Source organism: Nostoc sp. FACHB-190 (genome assembly GCF_014696905.1).
Lineage (GTDB): Bacteria > Cyanobacteriota > Cyanobacteriia > Cyanobacteriales > Nostocaceae > Nostoc_B.
In genome coordinates this window covers 197882-217691 of sequence record NZ_JACJQW010000009.1, presented here as the reverse complement: position 1 = coordinate 217691, position 19810 = coordinate 197882, and the positions used below count along the sequence as shown (strand labels likewise).

The following is a 19810-nucleotide window of genomic DNA, read 5'->3' as shown; positions in this document are numbered from 1 at the left end:
AACCCTCTTCGTAAGTCTGCACTTTTCCCTGTTCCTTTTAATTTCAATAACTACAGTCTTGCAATACATTTACCTTCATGGGTTTGCTTCTAGCCCTAAATCTGCTAAAGCCCAGGCGATGAGCGATCGCTTTCAAACAATTCCAATACAGCTAAATATTCCTGATCTTAATGCTGGCAATTTTTCTCAGTTGACAATTACCCGCCAAATCAATCAAGTAGCAGCACTCTTGGATAATTCTGAAGCAGTTACATTAATCGGTTCTAGTTTGGGTGGTTTGGTGTCTGCTCATTTGGCACAACAACACAAGCAAGTGCAACGCTTAATTTTGTTAGCACCTGCTTTTGGCTTTTTATCTCATTGGTTGCCGAAGCTAGGAGATGAAGCAATGAAGCGTTGGCAACAAGAAAAATATCTCATGATTTACCACTATGGGGAAGCGCGATCGCTGCCTCTAAGTTACGATTTCGTGACAGATGCCCAGCAATACCAAGAGGATATCTTACAGCGTCTAGTGCCAACGCTGATTCTGCACGGTAAACAAGATGAGGTGATTCCAATTACAGCCAGTCGTAACTTTGCAAACTCACGCCCTTGGGTAAAGTTAATAGAACTTGAGAGTGATCATGCTTTAGGTAATGTCACAGCCGAAATTTGGCAAGCAATTCGCCTCTTTTGTCAGTTACCGTAAAACGGTAAAATATGAAACCTACCAACAAGCACTCTCTTAGTCATAAGAACAAAAATGACTATCGACTAAAATTATGCTTCCTTTTATTCGGTCAGATTTAGCCCAATTTACAGCTTACAAACCTCACCCTAGCAGCAATACAGCAGAACCAGTCACCACCCAGTTTGATCGACTGGATACCAATGAAAGTCCTGATGATTTGCCCCCTGAACTCAAAGAAAAATTAGCCTGGACATATCAACAAGTTATCGAAACTAATCGCTATCCTGATGGCGGCCATGAGTCACTCAAAGATGCGATCGCAGAATATGTTAATGAATCAGCTAATCTTGTCTCATCACCGTTGACTAGGGCTAATATTTCTGTGGGTAATGGTTCCGATGAACTCATTCGCTCTTTATTAATCGCCACCTGTCTGGGCGGAGAAGGTTCCATCTTAGTTGCCAATCCCACTTTTTCGATGTACGGCATTTTAGCCCAAACCTTGGGTATCAAAGTGGTGTCAGTCGGCAGAGATGAAACAAACTTTGAAATTGACCTCAAAGCCGCACAAACAGCCATTATCCAAACCCAAAATCCACCTATTCGGGTAGTTTTTGTTGTACATCCCAATTCTCCCACCGCTAATCCACTCACTGCGGCAGAATTAGCATGGCTAAAAAGTTTACCAGAGGAAATTTTAGTAGTAATCGATGAAGCTTACTTTGAGTTTAGCCAAAATACTTTAGTGGGTGAATTAACGCAGCGTCCGAATTGGATAATACTACGAACTTTTTCTAAAGCTTTCCGTTTAGCTGCCTTGCGTGTGGGTTATTGTATTGCTCATCCAGAAGCGATCGCCATTTTAGAGAAAGTCCGCTTGCCTTATAATCTACCAAGCTTTTCACTAGCCGCCGCGTTAGTAGCTTTACAAAATCGTCAACTCTTACTGAGTTCAGTTACACAAACTCTCAATGAGCGTGACAAGCTGACAGCAATTTTGGCACAACATCCTAACTTGCAAGTATCAGATAGTGCAGCTAACTTTCTTTATGTACGTCTCAAACCTAATGATTCCACCACCAAAAATCTTACCCTACAAAATTTACACCAACAACTCAGCAACTCTGGAACTCTTGTTAGACTACTGAGTGAGGGATTACGAATCACAATTGGGACTCCCGCCGAAAATTCCCGTACCTGGGAAAGACTACAAGCTGCCATAGTAAATTGTAACGCTGGAGCTAGTAATTGAATCTGCCATCAACGTCACTACCAAAACGACGTACCATCCTCACAGTTTGAGGAAATACACCCACTAAAAGCGCAAAGGCTGCATCTGGTAAATCAGCCACTATTTCTGCTGGAAAATATTGGTCAAACTGATCTAAAATCTTTTGGACTCGCTGTTGCGGCGCAGGATTTTCGGTAATTTGCTTGATTAAGCGAATCCATTGTCGCCGAATTAAGTAAGCTTTCTGGCGTTCCTCATAAGATTCGGTATCTAACAAAGATAAATTGCCGATAGGCAGAACCATCTGGCAATCACTATCATATTCTCCACCAACTGCTGCGCCTGGGCCAGCAAATTCTGCATGGTAGCGTTTAAAAAGTATTAACCCATTCCGCTTGCGACTATTGACAATCAAAACTTTCCCGCTATGTAGAAGGTTTAAAGTATCCGAGCCGCAAGATTGCTCAGTTCCATCTGACATAACAAGATGGTTCAGAAAACTGGTTTCAGGGTAATAAGTTGATACCATAGCGGTTTGATAGCGCGTTGGTTGTTCGCTATCCATGTTTTCTATAACTTTGGAATAATTTGGTAGTTCGATGCACGTCAAGCAGTAACTTGGTTTTAAATCAAATTAGTTTTTTTGGTTATCTTAACTATCGAGAACTTTTTGTTCAAAATTAATAACAAAGATGAATCAGATTTCACTCTGTAGTTATGTAACCATATTTTATGAGATATAGCTGAATTTGTCTGCCAACTAAACTCTCAAAAAATTAAAGTTTTTATAAAGATGAATAAAATGAATACAAAGTTATTATGAGGAATATTTTATTTAGCGTAATTTTACCGATGGCTTCCACATATTGGATATTATATATTAAAAAATTTAGATTAGACGTTGATGAAATAAGGCATTAAGTCGTTATTTGAGAGCCGTTGAAAATATAAAGCATTTTCTCTCAGAATAGCAAGTAAATCTAGGCTTGATTTTCTATTTACCGTTTCTACAACTACTGGAGATAAAACAAATTATTAATTACTATAATAATTTGTTTTATTTTTTGCCATTATCCTTACAGGCAGAGAGTTGTGTGCATTAAACAGGATTTTTTTGTGTAATGTTTTTTCAAAAATTAAATAAAAATCTTAATATCTAAAAGATATATTTTAGGGAAACTCATAGAAAAATAACTTTACCTACAGTCTACGATTCAGATTCATTTATTTTAATGAGTGATTATACAGTTTTGTCCATCAAAAACTAACTTAGACTTAAAACATAGGTTAAAAATCTTAAGTGTTAATTCTGATAGAAGAATCTAAATATAAGTTCCAACTGCGATCGCTACATCTTTCTACCATCACCTAAAATATATTCACGGCAACTTCTGGTTCAAAATCCAGGAGTCAGCACTCTGAATTTGGTAGTAAGCGTTTATGCAATAAGATTTGACGAGATTGCTGGAAAAAGAAAAAATTCCAATTGGACTCTACTTTACATATCTTGTAACCTAACTTGAAATATAACTGCCGTGCCTGATGGTTATCTTCTAAAACATGGAGATATAAATCTTGAAAACCCCATTCCTCGCAAAGTTTTTCGCAACTTAGCAGTAGCTTTGAGGCGACACCATGCCGCCGATATTTCTGGTCAACAGCCAAATTAGACAAATAAAGAAAACTTTTGCCATTTTTCTTCCATGAGTCAGGGAAACGCACTCCCAACTCTACAGTTCCCACTAGGTTATTAGCACCACTAACAGTGGTGTGAACAGCAACTAAACAAGTGTGATGGGGTGCAGCTGAGGATAAACGATTTCTGAAGTCTTCATAGATACCCAGGCGTAACAACGGAAAAGCCCATCCCCAGAAACCAGTTTGGGAGTGAAAGCTTTCTGCAATAATCTGAGAAATAGCTGTTAAATCAGTAGCTGTAGCTGCACGAATTTGGAATTGTTGACCAGCTTGTTCTGCGGCTGATGTCAATGGTTGTTCGTGAGATGAGTCAAAAAACCAGGATGTCAAGGCTAGTTTATTATTAGTTAATTGTATTTTACAAAAATTTTCTCAAATATTCTAAAACACCGTTTGCTACCTTCAATACAATTGTTTTATTTACTTGCATATCAGGAAATTATCTCGGTAGCAGAGGTTCTTCTGTAAGTAAATAACATACTTAGCATCATTTTGGGCAACAAGAACATCAATTGTCACAACCATTGAAAAATTCAGGAGTCAGAATCAATCATTAGAGGAAAAAGACCCACCACTGAATTTTAGACAGCTTTTCGACCACTTCTGAGGATGATACTAAGTTGCTTTCAGAAATAGTATTCTGATTCCTCACTCCCACCACAGGTTGTAGATACTTTGTAGACAACATCTGTAAAACTTAGGATGAAGAATTGTTTTTATCTTATAAAACTAAAAAGCTATATAGTAATCTAGCTAAAAATATAGATGACTACCGTATTTATACTGAAAAAATATCTGAAATATTTTTGGGATAATAAAGCAGTTATTTTTTAGCGATCGCCTAGATAAACTAAGTACATGCTGTAATAGTTAAAGCAGCATTAATCTGTGACAGCCCCATGTCACTTTTCTCACTGGTGGTTATGATTGCTAAATTAGAACAAGTAATAAGTCTAATAGTATACTTTGCCTTTAACACTCATCGTTGTGACCTAGCTCACTCTCCTATGAACAAAATAAATAAAATTTACTTGCAAATGTTATTACAACGACGACAAAGGGCAAACTTAATATGCAACTTCAGTTAGCTTTTCCGCCAGACCTGAATGTTGTATGTCACCCGCACAAGTTTTCACAGGAGGTGAAACCAGACTTGAAAAGCAAGCATCTACTCTGTAGTACAAAAACCAACCATCCCAAAAACTGTGCTGTATCAGAGACAGTGGCAAAAATTACCACCGATTGAGGCTAATTACTGTGAGTAGATACTCTTACACCCAGCATTTGTGTAGCCAAAAAACCCGATTGGGCAAAATGCTCTGCTCTTACCTGATTCAGAAAAATTACCTCCTGAGCAGATTATTCTTTATTCAACTGCTGTTGCAGCAGGAAAGCGGTGCATGAAATCTCAAGTAAACAGTAAGCCGAAAATTTTGGTTGTTGATGACGAACCAGACAACCTAGATTTGCTTTACCGTACTTTTTATCGTGATTATAAAGTGTTGCGGGCAACCTCTGGCCCGGCGGCACTAGACCTGCTGGCAGAAGAAGGAGAAGTCGCAGTGATTATCTCCGATCAACGAATGCCAATTATGAGTGGTACGGAATTTTTGAGCCTGACAGCAACTCAATATCCAGATATTATTCGGATTATTTTGACTGGCTACACTGATGTCGAAGACTTAGTAGAAGCCATCAACGCTGGTAAGGTATTCAAATATGTCACCAAACCCTGGGAAGCGGAAGAACTCAAAGCAGTAGTACGCCAAGCCTTAGACACCCACAATGTTTTAAAAGCTCGTACCCGCGAACTCACCCGCACATTGCGTCAAGAATCGCTGCTGAATACAGTTACTAATACAATTCGCAGTGCTTTAGACTATCGGCAAATTTTGCAAGCAATTGTCGATACCGTCGGTCACATGTTAGAAGTAGATGTTTGCCTGTTACGTTCTTTTCAAGATGAACAGTTAGCAGAAGAAGGATTTATCTACCAAAAACTGTCCCAGACGCAAACAGAAGCAGGCGCAGAAATTTCTCAAGAGACAACAGCCATATCCTTCTCGGCTTCTGCTGCTTTATTGGCGCAAACAGTTTGGGAAACCCGTGAAGTTCAGGTAATTCATGATGTAGCGACAGATGAGCGAATTCAAGGAAACGCGCCTGAACTAAAACAAAGAGGACAAGCTTTTGCTACGGCGAATATTTGTTCTAGCTTAGTTGTACCGTTGATCTGTCAACAAGAATTGTTAGCAGTATTAGCACTGCATCAGTGTCATGAGTCCCGCCTTTGGGGGAGTGAAGAAATTCAGCTAGTGACAATGGTGGCAGATCAGGCGGCTCTGGCTTTATCTCAAGCCTATGCTTATGAACAAGTACGTGCTTTAGCGAAACGAGAAGCACTGATTAATACAGTTACAACCGCAATTCGCTCTAGCTTAGATCCACAAGATATTTTTGCTGCAATTACCCATCAATTAGGGCAAGCCTTACAAGTTGATGGCTGTGCGCTGTCTTTATGGACAGAGGAAGATGAAGCTGTTCAGTGTGTGGGATTATATGATGTTTTTCAACATCCTGACCATATACTTAAACCAGGGCAAAATACTAATTTAAATATTAATCTTGACTTAATATCTCAAAATTTCCCTTACTCAACGAAAGCTCCTATTAAAGATAATCCTTTGTTGCAAGAAATTTTGCGGACACAGGAGCCAGTAGTAATTTCTGATATAAGTGTCAGTCCCTTAGAACTAAAGGGTTTGGACTTACCTGTGAAAAAGCCAGCCCGATCGCTGATGGTTGTGCCTTTGTTAGCGGATGGCAAATGTATTGGTAGTATTACCTTACGAGAAGGGCGAAAAATCCGGCAATGGGTATCCTCTGATATTGAACTGGCTAAAGCGGTAGCCGCCCAAGCCGCGATCGCCGTACAACAATCACGCCTGTATCAGAAAACCCGTGAACAAGCCGAGCGTTTATTGGAATTAGATAAACAAAAAACCGAGTTTTTCCAAAACATCTCCCACGAATTCCGCACCCCAATTACCTTAATTCAAGGGCCATTAGAATCGGCAGTGGCATCTGGTGAAGGATTATCTCATGCCCAAAGTGCGATCGCCCTACGGAACTCTCGCCGTTTGCTGCGACTCGTCAACCAATTACTCGACTTACAACGCTTAGACGCAGGCCGAATGCAACCGAGTTTTCGTCCTTGTGATTTAGTCGAATTTGTTAGCCAAATTGTCGAGTCATTTCGTCCCTACTGCGAGAAAAAACAACTGCATCTCGCCACTGATTTTGATGCCTGTCCCAAGGTTTACTTAGATATGGAAAAATTTGACAAAGTGGTTTACAACCTGCTGTCAAATGCCATGAAGTTTACACCTGAAGATGGCACAATCAGCGTTACACTCCAACACCACAACGAATACTGCATTTTGCAAGTCAAAGATACCGGAATTGGCATTATTCAAGAGCAGATTCCGATGTTATTTGAGCGATTCCGCCAAGCTGAAGGCTCAGAAAACCGTTCCTATGAAGGTAGTGGACTGGGTTTGGCCTTAGTCAAAGAATTGGTAGAACTGCATGGCGGTAAAATCACTGTAGATTCAGTTTACGGTGAAGGAACGACCTTTACATTGTGGTTGCTGACTGGCCATGAACACTTACCCATCAATCAAGTATTAGAAACACCAGCTGAATTAAATACCAGCCGGGCAACTGTAGAATTAGCTGATTTGGAACTGATAGAAGCAACGACTGAAAGGTCGGAAAACATCACAAAAGATGTATCTTCTGTGCCACTAAATCAGGATTCAGCAGTCAATCACTATCCAACGGCGGCAGACTCCAGCACACAGCAGAATAGCCGTCACTCGATTTTAGTTGTTGACGATAACCCAGATTTACGAACTTACGTATCTGATATTATTCGCCGCAACGGCTATCAAGTCCACACAGCACGTAATGGTTATGAAGGGTTTGGTGTAGTTCAAGAAATTGTCCCCAGCTTAATTGTTACAGACTTGATGATGCCTTTGGTGACAGGGCTAGAAATGATTCGGATGATTCGCTCTGATGAGAAATTAAAAGGAATTCCGATCATTTTGCTCACCGCCAAAGTAGACGAAGAAACTCGCATTGAAAGCACAGAACATGGGGCAGATGCTTATTTAGCCAAACCATTTAACGATAGAGAATTGCTGGCAGAAGTCAGAAATCTCTTGGCTTTGAAGGAAAATGAACGACGGGTTTTGGAACTGAATACTTATCTGACAGAATCAGTTCTCAAGCGATTTCTACCCAGTGTATTGGTGCAGAAAGCCGCCGCCGGGGATTTAACTTTAGATTTACGCCCTGAACCAAGGTTGATTACAGTTTTGTTTAGTGACATTGTAGGGTTTACTCAGTTAGCTAACACTCTCAGGTCTCGACGGGTGGCAGAATTACTGAATGAATATTTAGAATGTATGACCAAAGTTGTGTTTGACAATGGCGGCACTGTTGATAAATTCATGGGAGATGCAATTTTGGCGTTGTATGGAGCGCCAGAAGAACTCACCCCAAATGAACAGGTACGTCGTGCGATCAACACTGCCAGAGGAATGCACCGTTCACTAGGACAATTAAACCAGCGTTGGCGAGACCAAGGTGTATTTGAAAGCGATGGACGTTCTAGCGTACAGTTTCGCTGCGGAATTCACCAAGGTACAGCCGTTGTCGGGATGTTTGGTAGTGCTGAACGCGCTGACTATACTGCCATTGGGCCAAGTGTCAATATTGCCGCCCGGTTGCAGGCTGCTGCGGTTCCCGGTACGATTTTGGTTTCGGCGGCTGTGGCAGATTATTTACAGGATGAAGAAATTACCAAAGGTAGCCCATTAAAACTCAAAGGAGTTGATGAAACTGTCCTGACTTTTGCAGTTTCGCCAGATTTAGTAGTTAATCGCTAAGATCCAAACGGAGTCCTTAAGCTTTGCTAAAGACTTTGGATTATATTTGGCTTTGGTGATATGAAAACGCCTATTGCAGACAAAACTCCTGTTCCGCCCAAAATTTGGCGACGACATAGCGATCCTCCCAGTTTATGGATATTTGTCGCTGTGAGTTCAGTTTCCCTACATTTGTTGGTTTTCTGGCTGATGCGATCGTCTAATGCTTTGGGAGTGTGGTTTCCAGCGCCAAGCCAAGCTATTGTTCCTATCGAGGTTGTGGAAATTTCTCCCACAGCTAAATCAACATTACCTAAGACGACAGTCTCACCCAAACCTAATAATTCATCACCAAAATCTGTAGCCAGAACTGAAACAGCAAAAACTACACCCAGAAATCAAGATGCAAATCCCAGCATTTTGAAGCAAAAAGAACCTGCGGTTTCGCCAAAAAACACTAAACCTAAACCATCAGTCAAAAAATCAGTTTCCCAGCCAAAACCCACACCAAAACCCAGTTTTACACCTGATTTAACTAAATCTCCGCCACAGCCTAAACCGACACCGACTGTTCCTGTGGGTAATCTTCCTTGGAATCGTCGCCAAAAAATCGTTCTGGGAACAGGAACGCCATTACCCAACAGTCTTCCTACTGATCAAGCAACAAATTCCCCCACAGGAACCAAGAAAAATCCGCCTACTCCAAATCCTACAGGTACAACTTCTGACACCCCAACTCCGAGAAATCCCCAGACTTCTCCTTCTCCTGCCAGCACAAATTCTCAAACCTCTCCACAAGTTGGCTCAACGGTTAAAATAGTGCCTTTAACTGATCAGGAAATGCGTCAACTCAGCCAAGATTTACCTGATGTTCTGGCTCAATACCAGGGAAGCAGCATCAAAACATTAGAGGTAAATTCTCTGAATGGCAAACAGGGACTTGCGCCCGCACAACTTTTAGCCAGCTTGGTAATTGATCAAAATGGTAAGTTTCAAGAAGCTAGAGTCTTAGAGATACAACCCGCCACACTCCAAGCCGAAAAAAATCTCTACCAACAAGCAATTAACGAACTTTTTAGCAAAGATAAGTTTACCCCCGCCTACAATCAAGATGGCAGCAAACCAGAATTGAGTAATCTGTTTGTCAAAATTACAATTCAATCGGTTAATTCTAATTAAATATTTGAATTTTCTGCAAGATAGTGTGATTATGATTCCGTGGAAAATTATATTGACATGATTAAAATTAATGCGATAAAATTGTATGCTGTTCAAATAAAGTAGTTAAACTGCTAAACTAGGGGAAAATCATATCAATAGCATCAGCCTTAGTAGCTGATAATGCCTAAGAGATGCCTAGTTTATCTTTTTTTGTTGTTTATTAAATGAGGTGAACATGGCAAAGCGCCGTAACCCGAAAAAAGAAAAGGCGCTACGGAACCAGGCATACGCCAGAAAGTTTCGTAAACGGACTACAACGGGAAGAATGCAAAGAAGATTCCAGCAAAGATCACCTAAGAGTGAGGAAGATGAGGGTGCAGCAGCAATTGACGCTGAGTAAGCCGCCAGTTTAGTCTCTGATTCTTGAAGTGATTTTAATTTTAAGGGCGTACAGATGTACGCTCTTATTTTTTTGAAGTATAGCGATAGTTAGATATATTACAATACGGTTCAGTTAAGGTGATGAGAGTTGATTTCCCAATTTCTGCTCTACCTATTCAGACAATGAGTAAGATTTGGGGGATTCTCCCCCACACCCCCGATTGGGGGACGGTTGCGTCCCCCAAACCCCCTCCAAAATCATTTTTTCGTTTTTTGTTGAGTCATTATTTCAGGACTTACGCATCAAAATTTTCTGTGGGGATTGGGTGTGAGGGTGAAAGGGTATGGGGTGTAAGGGTTTTGGATACTTACACCCTTACACCCTCATACCCCTGCACCCTGTTCTAAAACCTTATTTTTTCGTTTTTTTGCGTAAGTCCTATATTTGTTGGTTTTGCTGTCATTGAGTTTTCTTATCTGAACCGTATTGAGATACATTAGGACAACTTAAAAGCTTGAATGGCAGGAAAAATAAGACTTTTTCTCCTATCTTCTGCCTCCTGCTATGTGAAGGCAGTACAAGATTTAACCCTGTAACCTGTAACCTATCACCTATTCCCTGATTTGGTTGCGAGCATGATCGATTGCTTTGGTGACTTGGGCAAAACCTGTGCCACCATAACTATTACGGGCGGCGACAACTGTGCGTGGGGCGATCGCATCATAAATATCAGCCGCAAATGTCGGATGTATTTGTTGCCATTCTTCTAAGGTTAAATCTTTTAAAAGTTTACCCGCAGCAATACTAGTTTTCACTACCTTGCCCACGAGATTATAAGCTTCCCGGAAGGGAACACCCCTAGCAGCGAGATAATCTGCGACATCGGTAGCATTAGAAAAGTCTTCTGCGACGGCTGTGTTTAAACGCTGGCTACGAAATTCCAAGCCTTCCCGTAGCAAAATTGTCATTGCTTCTAAACAGGCTTTGACGGTGTTAACGCCATCAAATAAACCTTCTTTGTCTTCTTGCAAGTCTTTGTTATAGGCTAAAGGCAAACCCTTCATTATGACTAACATCGCCTGGAGATGACCAAAAACCCGCCCAGTTTTACCGCGTACTAGTTCTGGGACATCGGGGTTTTTCTTCTGGGGCATAATGCTAGAACCAGTAGCACAGCTATCTTTAAGGGTGATAAAGCGAAATTCTTCTGAAGCCCAGAGAATCACTTCTTCTGAAAGGCGGCTGAGGTGAACCATAATCAAACTAGCCGCACACAGAAATTCGATCACAAAATCGCGATCGCTCACGCCATCCAAGCTGTTAGCATAAACATGATCAAAATTGAGTAGTTGGGCGCTGTAGTGGCGATCAATGGGGAAAGTGGTTCCCGCCAAAGCACCGCAACCCAAAGGCGAAATATTCACGCGGCGATAAACATCACCCAAACGTTCCCAGTCGCGCTGTGTCATTTCAAAGTAAGCCAATAAGTGATGGGCTAAACTTAAAGGCTGGGCGCGTTGGAGGTGAGTATAGCCAGGGATGAGAGTTTCCACGTTATTTTCGGCTATATCTAATAAAACTCGTTGAAATTCTCGCAGTTGAGTGCGAATTTCCTGAATTTGGTCACGGAGATAAAGCCGAGTATCTGTACCTACTTGGTCATTACGCGATCGCGCCGTGTGTAACTTTTTCCCTACATCGCCGACAATTTCTGTAAGTCGTCGTTCTACAGCAAAATGCACATCTTCAGCATCAATTCCTGGCTGAAACTGGCCTTGGCGATATTCCTGGCGAATTTGTTCCAAACCTGTAACGAGTTGTTCGCCTTCTTCAGCAGAAATTATCCCCGTATGCGCCAACATTTTGGCATGAGCTTGAGAACCAGTCAGGTCGTATTCGATTAATTCAATATCAAAATTAATGCTGGCATTAAAACGAGCGATCGCAGGATGCAGGGCTGATTCAAATCGCTGACTCCAGGTTTGTTGTTGCGTCATAAAACAAAGGGGAATTGGAAGTAGGCAAATACTCTAATCCCTACTACCAACCCCCTGTCTGTGTCAACCGTAGCTGGTAAGATTGCGAAATAGCCAACCAATCACCAAACCAATCAGTAAAGCCCAGACTTGACCTGTTTGTATAAAGTGATTCCAAGCTTTCTGCACCTGACCCATGAGATTTGGGTCACTAATTTGCTGCGCCAACACCATTGCATTCATTGGCAAATGCCAAAACATCTGAAAAGTTAAATCGTTGAGGTAGTGCATACCGAGTCCCAAATAAGACCTCTATGTCATAACCTCTAGTTCTATGTGATGTCCAGTGTTTGGCTTACTTAATTGGAGGTAGCGATCGCACGATCATTACTTGGTAAAGTTTTCTTATGTTTGATAACATCTGTAAATTTCTCGTAGAAAACTTTGCCAGTGATTTTGCTACCTGGCTTTTAGGTGAACCCATCACCCTAACTAAATTAAGTCCTTCTGAACTGTCTTTAGAACCAATTCGTGCTGATGCGCTGATATTACTTCAGTCAGACGAACTTGTACTGCACATAGAATTTCAGACTCAGCCCAAAATTGAGATCCCCTTTCGGATGATTGATTATCGACTGCGGGTATATCGACGTTTTCCCCACAAACGAATGCTTCAGGTTGTTATTTACCTGCAACAAACCAATTCTGAACTAGTGCAGCAAACAACATTTACCCTAGAAGATACTTTCCATCGTTTTCAGGTGATTCGCCTTTGGGAACAATCGACAGATAATTTTTTCCAATCTCCAGGGTTACTTCCTTTTGCAGTTTTAAGCCAAACTGAGAATCGTACTGAAACACTGCGACAAGTCGCCCAACAAATTTCCCAAATCGACGACCAACGAACACAAAGTAATATAGCTGCATCGGCGTTTATTCTCGCTGGGTTAGTATTAAATCAAGATATTATTCAACAGTTGCTGCGGAGAGAACTTATGCAAGAGTCAGTAACTTATCAAGCACTTATGAATGAAGGTCGGGCTGAAGGTCGAGCTGAAGGTCGGGCTGAAGGTCGAGTTGAAGGTATTGAAGAAGGTGTTCGCCTTGTAGCCCTTAATCTTCTACGGGAAGGAGTAGCTGATGAAGTAGTCATCAAAGTAACAGGTCTGTCCGCAGAAAATATCCAGCAACTTAAGTTGACAGAGTTGGACAGTGAAAACTGAAGAACCAAAAAACTTATGCGATCGCTGTGGCAAACTGTGAGGTAATCAGGACTTACGCACCACAATTGTCTGTGGGGATTGGGTGCGGGGGTGAAAGGGTTTTGAATACTTACACTCTCATACCCCTGCACCCTTTACTAAAACCTTATTTTTTCGTTTTTTTGCGTAAGTCCTATTAATGAAAACATTATACATTTCACAAAAAAATCATATCCCCGAATTTTCTAAAAATTCGGGGATATTTTTGATTGCAAATATTTTTTAACTAGTAGTTGACTTGTATAAATTTATACTATAATATAAAAGCATGAGAAAGGCGATCGCCCTCCGGCAAGAGTCTGCGATCGCCTTTCTTGAAACCCACAACAGGATTCAAATACCATGATTACACAAGTACAAAATTTTACCCAACAGTATTTACCAAGCACAGGTTTTGAGATTCCCACACTCAAGCAATCTGCGGTATTTCCTACCAGAGAACCAGTTAAACATTTATTGATTGGTTCGCCTAAAGCGGTGACTAGTTCAATTTACCGTTTGCAAGCAATTGGTTATGCAAGTGTCGGCGACTGGAGTCCATTACTACCCACAGCCAACGCTGGGGAAGTGATGAGTATATTAATTCGTCAAATTTTCATCGCATAACCTGAAACCAAAACCCCGACTCAACCGCCGGGGTTTGAGCAAATTAGCATTTACGCACAAAGATTTTCTGTTAGCGATCGCTTGCGATGATCTTTGAGTATTGTCTTAGTATGAACAAAAAGCGATCGCAGTTCTCCTCACACTACTCCACCTCGGTATTCAAAATATCCGTATTGGCTCCACACTACCAGCTTTTTTCACACCCAATATTGTGAAGCATTTTCAGAAACATACAACCTCGAACTGATTATTACGACTAGTAAAAATTCCACAAATAAATCATTTCAGTATATTTCTAAGTTAAGTATATTTTCTGACGTTCTTAATAATGATTATTGCTTACCCTAAGTATAGGATTTGAACTTAGGGTAAAGATGTCACTACCAACTACTGAGCAAATAAACTACCAGTTTTTACTCCTCACCCATATGGTGTGTGCTGACGGACAAATTCACAGCGAAGAATCAAAAGCACTACAAGATTTGGGACAGCAAGCCAAAATGGGAACACGCACCCTTGAGGAGATGGAGAAAATACTCAATCAAGATAAAGATTTCATATCTCTTGAAGAGGTAGCGCGTCAAATCCCCACCAAGGAGAAAAGTGAAGCGATACGACAGATACTAGCAATTGCTTATGTTGATGGTTACTGTTCACCTTCAGAAAAGGAAATGGTTAACCATGTTGCAAAAATTTGGAATTGGTCAGACACAGAAATTACAAACTTGCTAGAAGTAGCAAAAAACTTCAGCACAGTTAAAAATATTTATACCGATATCGAAAAATATGAATTATCTGTAGGTGCGCGTCTTTTAAAGGGAGTAGATTCACTTTTATCACGCTCACTTGTAGATAATCTGACACAAGTTGCTCCCAAAAGTCTCGGACGCAAAGTAGAGAAACTACGGAAAGAAATATTACTATATGGGGCTGAATATGAAAAAGCTACTCAAAAATGTAAATCAATAGCAACCGAGGACTACAAATATACGGAAAACTCACTTCACAGTGCTTATACGGCTCTTGAAAATCTAGTAGAAAATATTCAACAAACTACTGAATCAATAAATAAAAAAACAAGTAATAAAGGACAAGCTAATACAGCTAAGGAAGTAGCACAACAGCTTGAAGTTACAAAAAATGCTCTCTCGGCTGAAGTTATCAAAAAACTTGAAGGAGTACGTGAATCACTACGATCAAAACAACGTGCTTTAAATTATTTTAGTATCGCCTTTATGGGTAAAACTAAAGCTGGCAAAAGCACTCTCCATGCAATTATTACAGGTGATGGTTGGGAAGCAATTGGTGTTGGTAAACAGCGTACTACTCGTTTTAACCGCGTTTATGAATGGAAAAATATTCGGATCATTGACACTCCTGGTATTGGTGCGCCAGGTGGAGAAAGTGATGAAGAGATTGCTGCTAGAGTAATCGAAGAATCTGATGTTATCTGCTATGTAGTTACAAATGATAGTGTTCAAGAAACTGAATTTAAATTTTTAGAACTTCTAAAAGAAAAAGCAAAACCACTGATTATCTTATTAAATATTAAGAATAATCTCCGTGACCAGCGCAGATTAGATTATTTCTTGCAAGACCCAGATAAATTATTTGTTATGGATAGTAGTAGTGGTTTAGGCGGACATATTGAACGCATTCGTCGCTACGCCAAAAATCATTATGCTAATGATTACTTTGATATTATTCCTGTGATGCTCTTAGCTGCACAGATGTCACAAGAACCAGAGCATCAAGACAATCAAGAAAAGCTGTTTCAAGGAAGCCATATACAAGAGCTTCTTGATGCTATTCGAGTTTCGTTAGCCGAGCATGGAGTGATTCGGCGTTCTCAAACTTTACTTGGCTCTACTGTCAGTGCAATTGAAGAACCAAACAAGTGGGTTACTGAACAGATAGAAAGTTATCAAGATTGGGTTACGCAATTGAAAGATATACATCAAAGGTTTCAGCATGAAGTAAAAAAAGCATCCAAGGATAATTGCGAATACTTGTTACAGCAAATTAACCTTATATTTAAAGAGGTTTTTTATATAATATACCCTTTCGCAGAAGACAATTGGAATACAGATCAAATTCAGTTGAACTCTAAATGGAAAAATAGGTTGGAATTATTCCAGTTGCAAGATAAGTTAAATAATTCTCTTCAAGAAGCTGCGGAAAATTTTAATCAAGATTTAAAAACCTTACTAGAAGAAATAGGATCTGAGTTAAGAATTTTTACCGGATTAAAGGTTGGTAGTTTTCAGTTAAATGAGCAAGATAGTAACTCTGATAAAAATGCAGTTCGTACTACTGGTAATTTATTACAATTAGCAGGGGTAGCTACAATGTTGTTTGCACCTCCTGTTGGAATTTTTCTAGGAGTTACTGGTATTAGTTTAAATCTAATTTCTAATTTATTTAAATCAGAGGAACAAAAACGGGATGAAGCTGTAAAAAATCTTTGTAAAACTTTAAGAGAACAACTAAAAGATGAAGAAAATAAAATGCTTGATAAATCCCAAGAATATTTCAATAAATGCTTTATTAGCGTAGAAAGTAATATTAGCGATTACTTCAATGAACTAATTGAAAGTTTAGAAATAATCATCAAGCATCTAGAAAATACTCAAAATAAATTAGATGGCTGTGCTGACAATCTTAATCGTGCTTATGCCAAACGTATTGTAGATTGGTGTGCCGATAAATATGAACCGTTGACTGATGAAGGTATTATCACAACTATTGCTCAGGTAGATAGAGATTTTGGACGAAATATCAAAATTCAAACTAAATCTGAGTTTAAGTCTAAAAGATTCCAGAAAATAATTAATCAGGTTTTACAAGAAGACATCTCTATTATCTCAGTCAAGTCTTCTGAACAAACATTTGGCAACCTACAGCATAAAACCTAAGTATTAGCTAAGTACCTCAACAGATTAGGAAACGCTATAAGACGTAAGAAAATTCCAAATACTAAATATCCAAACTGTAGGGTGCGTCAGTGCGATAGAACCTAACAGTAATCAGAAATTATTGATACTGACGCACCCTACCCAACCAGCACCTTAAGCTTACCTATACCGTAGGCTTTACGAGACGCTCCGCGAAAAGAAAAGGACTAAAGTCCTTACTACGAAATGAATTCTATTATTTTTAAATTGCTTAACATCGTTTAGTTTTTTCTAGTCGTTCTACTTATGTTTTGTTGCACAGTTCTAAGAAGGGGTTAAGAATGGTTCCAAATAATATAGTCTTTAATGCTGCTGAGATTGCTAATAAATTTAGTGAGGCAAGCCGTCTGTTTGATAATATCTTAGTTGAAGCAAAGCATCCTGAATTGACGGCTATTCGTCATAAACTTCATGATGAAATCAATAAATATCATGAAAATGGTATTATGACTGTAGCTTTTATCGGTCAATATAATGCTGGTAAATCAACAACTATCTCTGCATTAACAGGAAAGCGTGATATTAAGATTGATTCAGATATTGCAACGGATAAAACTACTAGCTATGACTGGAATGGCATCAAGTTAATAGATACACCAGGATTATTTACAGACCGCAAAGACCATGATGATATTACTTATGATGCAATCAATAAAGCTGACTTATTAGTTTTTAGCCTCACTTATATGCTTTTTGATTCAATCACAGTAGAAAATTTCATAAAGCTGGCTTATGAAAAAGGCTATCGCTGGAAAATGATGCTGCTCATCAACAAAATGTCTGATGAAGCTGGAGAGGAAGCACAAAAAATTGCTAATTATCGCCAAAGTTTAGCTGATGCACTTAAGCCTCATAATCTGGATGAATTTCCTGCGTGCTTTATTGATGCTAAGGATTATTGTGAAGGTATAGATCAAAAAGATGATTTCTTGATCGACATCAGCCGCTTTCCAACATTTATTGATGCTTTAAATAATTTTGTTAAAAGCCGCGCTACACTTGCCCGTTATGATACGCCAATCAGAATTATTTTAGCGGTTTTAGATGAAGCTCAATTAAGCTTTACACGCAATTCTAATCAAGATACTGCTTTTCTAGAAGTAATGGCACGTTTGTCGCGTACAGTACGTAAAGAGAGAGAACGTCTACGAATCAAATTCAATAATATAGCCTTAGAAATGTCTTCTGCAATTTCTCAAGAGGGAATTAAGTTGGCAGATACTGTGGGAACAAAGACTCAGGAAGATTTTGAAAAACTGAATCACCAAACTGAGCTAAACGTAGAAAAACACTATACAGATGCTACAGAACAACTAAAAAACTTAGTCGAATCAGCAATTAAAGAGATTAGTCAAGAAGTAGAAGAAGTATTACAAAGTAATCTTGTACAAACTTTTATAACTTGCTTGGATAATACCGAAAGACTATCGGCTAAGAATGTTAATAATAATACAAGTATTGAACATCTTCAAAATCAAGTAAAATCTCTGCAACAAATTGGTGAACTATTAGGCGTTCATTGGGAAAAATTTACTGCTGGAAGGGTAGCAGCTAGTGGTCAAGGTTTTTTAAATGCCTCAAATTTAGCTGGTAGTCATCTCCATCATGTAGTTTATGGTGTAGGAAAATTTATTGGTGTAGATTTCAAGCCTTGGCAAGCGGTTGGTATTGCTAAAAACCTTGCTAATTTTACTGTATTTCTTGCACCTGTAATAGCAGTAGCTGGTGTGCTTGCAGATTTTCATGCTATGCAACAAGAAGCTGAAAGACAAGAGAAAATGGCTGAAGCTCGTCGAGAGATTACTAGTCATTTTATGAGTGTTGCCAAGAGTCTTGAAAATCAAATAGATAGTATATTTAGGGATGTAGATTTACAAATTTATGGAGAAATTGACAAGCAAATTGCTGCTGCACGCCAACATGAAGAAAATGTGATCGCAACTTCTAACACCTGGGTAAAACAACTCACAGAAATTCGTCAAGAGTTTGAGGCTATTCTTCGCTACATTACCCAAGTGACGGAAAATCAGGTGACTTGTAAAAATACCAATTCATAGAAGTTTCAGCCTATACCGGATTCATCTGAGAAACTTCCAGAGAATAAATTACTAAAAACAAAAGACAGCATCGCCTCGTTTCCACAGACTGAGGACTGCATCAATCATACTGAATTTCCATTCCTGGCTTATTCTGGCTTGGGCTGGATAAATTTTGTGAGTCTACACCAGAAATCTTTGCTAATTTGCGACTTTTGTGTGCCTGGATTTCTCTCCAATCCCTGCAACCTCAGTCCAGAGTCCGTAGGGGCTGATTGAGCAAAATATTCATAAATGATTCGAGTATATCTGTGAACCCGCCCCTACTGTTTGTGAGCAATGCGGATGTACACCGTAGCTTACCAAGCATAGCGAGCAAATATTAAGTCTTAAGTCGTGGACTGTCTCATCTAAATATTCGGCATTCAAAGACCGAAATTAACCGCGTTTACCTGCGGTTAATTTCATCTAAGCCAGAAATTACGCGCAGGCTACGAAAGAACATAGACGCGCAAGCGGCTTCCCGCAGGGTACCGCAGAGGCGCAGAGTTCACGGAGAAATGAGAGTTTGAGAGATGTTTTGCGTAAGTCCTATAAGCTTCAAGGCAAAATCCTAGTCGCGTCAGTCCAAGATAATTTAAAGTTCACTTCATAAATCATCTCTCATACCCTGAGCCTTTTCCATATATTTAACTAGGTGCGATCGCTAATCACCTAGAACTTAGCGAAAACTGTCCGTAATTTTTCGATATCCCGTAAATCAGGTATATTTAGCAACATCGTATTTCCTTCTAAGTATTAACTGAAATTTGTCTGTAATTATGCTGAATCTTCCGTAGGCGTAGTTGAATAATTCGGTGAAACTTCTTATAGAAATTCCGTTAAATCTTGATATTA

14 protein-coding genes are annotated in these 19810 nt (G+C 39.6%); 10 read left to right on the top strand and 4 right to left on the bottom strand.

The genetic code is table 11. The features are described from left to right. Positions 1-58 precede the first annotated feature (58 nt). Both H6G28_RS13440 and H6G28_RS13435 read left to right on the top strand, forming a co-directional pair. Positions 59-691, top strand: coding sequence for a YqiA/YcfP family alpha/beta fold hydrolase (locus tag H6G28_RS13440; RefSeq protein ID WP_190590834.1), 633 nt, complete (start codon positions 59-61; stop codon positions 689-691). A gap of 73 nt (positions 692-764) precedes the next feature. Next, positions 765-1925, top strand: coding sequence for a histidinol-phosphate transaminase (locus H6G28_RS13435; RefSeq protein WP_190671301.1), 1161 nt, complete (start codon positions 765-767; stop codon positions 1923-1925). On the opposite strand, the gene H6G28_RS13430 is transcribed toward H6G28_RS13435, so the two are convergent. After that, positions 1915-2469: a hypothetical protein gene (locus H6G28_RS13430; RefSeq protein WP_190590838.1), complete on the bottom strand. Its 555-nt coding sequence runs from the start codon at positions 2467-2469 to the stop codon at positions 1915-1917. The genes H6G28_RS13435 and H6G28_RS13430 overlap by 11 nt on opposite strands. A gap of 845 nt (positions 2470-3314) precedes the next feature. Next, positions 3315-3932, bottom strand: a complete 618-nt coding sequence (locus tag H6G28_RS13425) for a GNAT family N-acetyltransferase (protein WP_190590840.1) — start codon at positions 3930-3932, stop codon at positions 3315-3317. Between the two features lie 1070 nt (positions 3933-5002). Between H6G28_RS13425 and H6G28_RS13420 the strand changes: the two genes are divergently transcribed. The 3 genes from H6G28_RS13420 to H6G28_RS13410 all read left to right on the top strand — a co-directional run bounded on the left by H6G28_RS13420 (position 5003) and on the right by H6G28_RS13410 (position 10097). Further along, the gene (locus tag H6G28_RS13420) at positions 5003-8557 is read left to right on the top strand and encodes a response regulator (RefSeq protein WP_190671299.1); all 3555 of its coding nucleotides are present in this window, start codon (positions 5003-5005) and stop codon (positions 8555-8557) included. Positions 8558-8617: 60 nt separating this feature from the next. Then, on the top strand, positions 8618-9715 hold the full coding sequence (locus tag H6G28_RS13415; protein WP_190671298.1) for a hypothetical protein: 1098 nt from the start codon (positions 8618-8620) through the stop codon (positions 9713-9715). A gap of 217 nt (positions 9716-9932) precedes the next feature. Next, on the top strand, positions 9933-10097 hold the full coding sequence (locus H6G28_RS13410) for an Asl3888 family RNA-binding protein (RefSeq protein WP_190671295.1): 165 nt from the start codon (positions 9933-9935) through the stop codon (positions 10095-10097). 593 nt (positions 10098-10690) lie between these two features. Here H6G28_RS13410 and argH read toward each other — a convergent pair. Together argH and H6G28_RS13400 are read right to left on the bottom strand one after the other, a co-directional pair. Next, complete coding sequence (gene argH, locus H6G28_RS13405; RefSeq protein ID WP_190671293.1) at positions 10691-12076, bottom strand: argininosuccinate lyase; 1386 nt, start codon at positions 12074-12076, stop codon at positions 10691-10693. A 63-nt stretch (positions 12077-12139) separates the two neighbouring features. Further along, positions 12140-12346: a hypothetical protein gene (locus H6G28_RS13400; protein WP_190671291.1), complete on the bottom strand. Its 207-nt coding sequence runs from the start codon at positions 12344-12346 to the stop codon at positions 12140-12142. A 116-nt stretch (positions 12347-12462) separates the two neighbouring features. Here H6G28_RS13400 and H6G28_RS13395 point away from each other — a divergent pair, with 116 nt between their 5' ends. The 5 genes from H6G28_RS13395 to H6G28_RS13375 all read left to right on the top strand — a co-directional run bounded on the left by H6G28_RS13395 (position 12463) and on the right by H6G28_RS13375 (position 18934). Further along, a complete protein-coding gene (locus tag H6G28_RS13395; RefSeq protein ID WP_190671289.1) occupies positions 12463-13278 on the top strand; it encodes an Rpn family recombination-promoting nuclease/putative transposase in 816 nt (271 codons plus the stop codon). Positions 13279-13659: 381 nt separating this feature from the next. Continuing rightward, a complete protein-coding gene (locus tag H6G28_RS13390; RefSeq protein WP_190590847.1) occupies positions 13660-13923 on the top strand; it encodes a hypothetical protein in 264 nt (87 codons plus the stop codon). 124 nt (positions 13924-14047) lie between these two features. Further along, positions 14048-14170, top strand: a complete 123-nt coding sequence (locus H6G28_RS37645) for a hypothetical protein (RefSeq protein WP_313949918.1) — start codon at positions 14048-14050, stop codon at positions 14168-14170. Between the two features lie 127 nt (positions 14171-14297). Continuing rightward, the gene (locus H6G28_RS13380) at positions 14298-16838 is read left to right on the top strand and encodes a GTPase (RefSeq protein ID WP_190671287.1); all 2541 of its coding nucleotides are present in this window, start codon (positions 14298-14300) and stop codon (positions 16836-16838) included. Between the two features lie 320 nt (positions 16839-17158). Then, positions 17159-18934 (top strand): GTPase, encoded by a 1776-nt coding sequence (locus tag H6G28_RS13375; RefSeq protein ID WP_190671277.1) that lies wholly within the window; start codon positions 17159-17161, stop codon positions 18932-18934. Positions 18935-19810 lie beyond the last annotated feature (876 nt).

Bases quoted from the DNA above. Each gene is read 5' to 3' on its own strand.
- H6G28_RS13430 (WP_190590838.1), bottom strand. From the start codon at position 2,469: ATGGATAGCGAACAACCAACGCGCTATCAAACCGCTATGGTATCAACT.
- H6G28_RS13415 (WP_190671298.1), top strand. From the start codon at position 8,618: ATGAAAACGCCTATTGCAGACAAAACTCCTGTTCCGCCCAAAATTTGG.
- H6G28_RS13380 (WP_190671287.1), top strand. From the start codon at position 14,298: ATGTCACTACCAACTACTGAGCAAATAAACTACCAGTTTTTACTCCTC.
- H6G28_RS13435 (WP_190671301.1), top strand. From the start codon at position 765: ATGCTTCCTTTTATTCGGTCAGATTTAGCCCAATTTACAGCTTACAAA.
- H6G28_RS13420 (WP_190671299.1), top strand. From the start codon at position 5,003: ATGAAATCTCAAGTAAACAGTAAGCCGAAAATTTTGGTTGTTGATGAC.
- H6G28_RS13375 (WP_190671277.1), top strand. From the start codon at position 17,159: ATGGTTCCAAATAATATAGTCTTTAATGCTGCTGAGATTGCTAATAAA.
- H6G28_RS13400 (WP_190671291.1), bottom strand. From the start codon at position 12,346: ATGCACTACCTCAACGATTTAACTTTTCAGATGTTTTGGCATTTGCCA.
- H6G28_RS13395 (WP_190671289.1), top strand. From the start codon at position 12,463: ATGTTTGATAACATCTGTAAATTTCTCGTAGAAAACTTTGCCAGTGAT.
- H6G28_RS13410 (WP_190671295.1), top strand. From the start codon at position 9,933: ATGGCAAAGCGCCGTAACCCGAAAAAAGAAAAGGCGCTACGGAACCAG.
- argH (WP_190671293.1), bottom strand. From the start codon at position 12,076: ATGACGCAACAACAAACCTGGAGTCAGCGATTTGAATCAGCCCTGCAT.
- H6G28_RS13390 (WP_190590847.1), top strand. From the start codon at position 13,660: ATGATTACACAAGTACAAAATTTTACCCAACAGTATTTACCAAGCACA.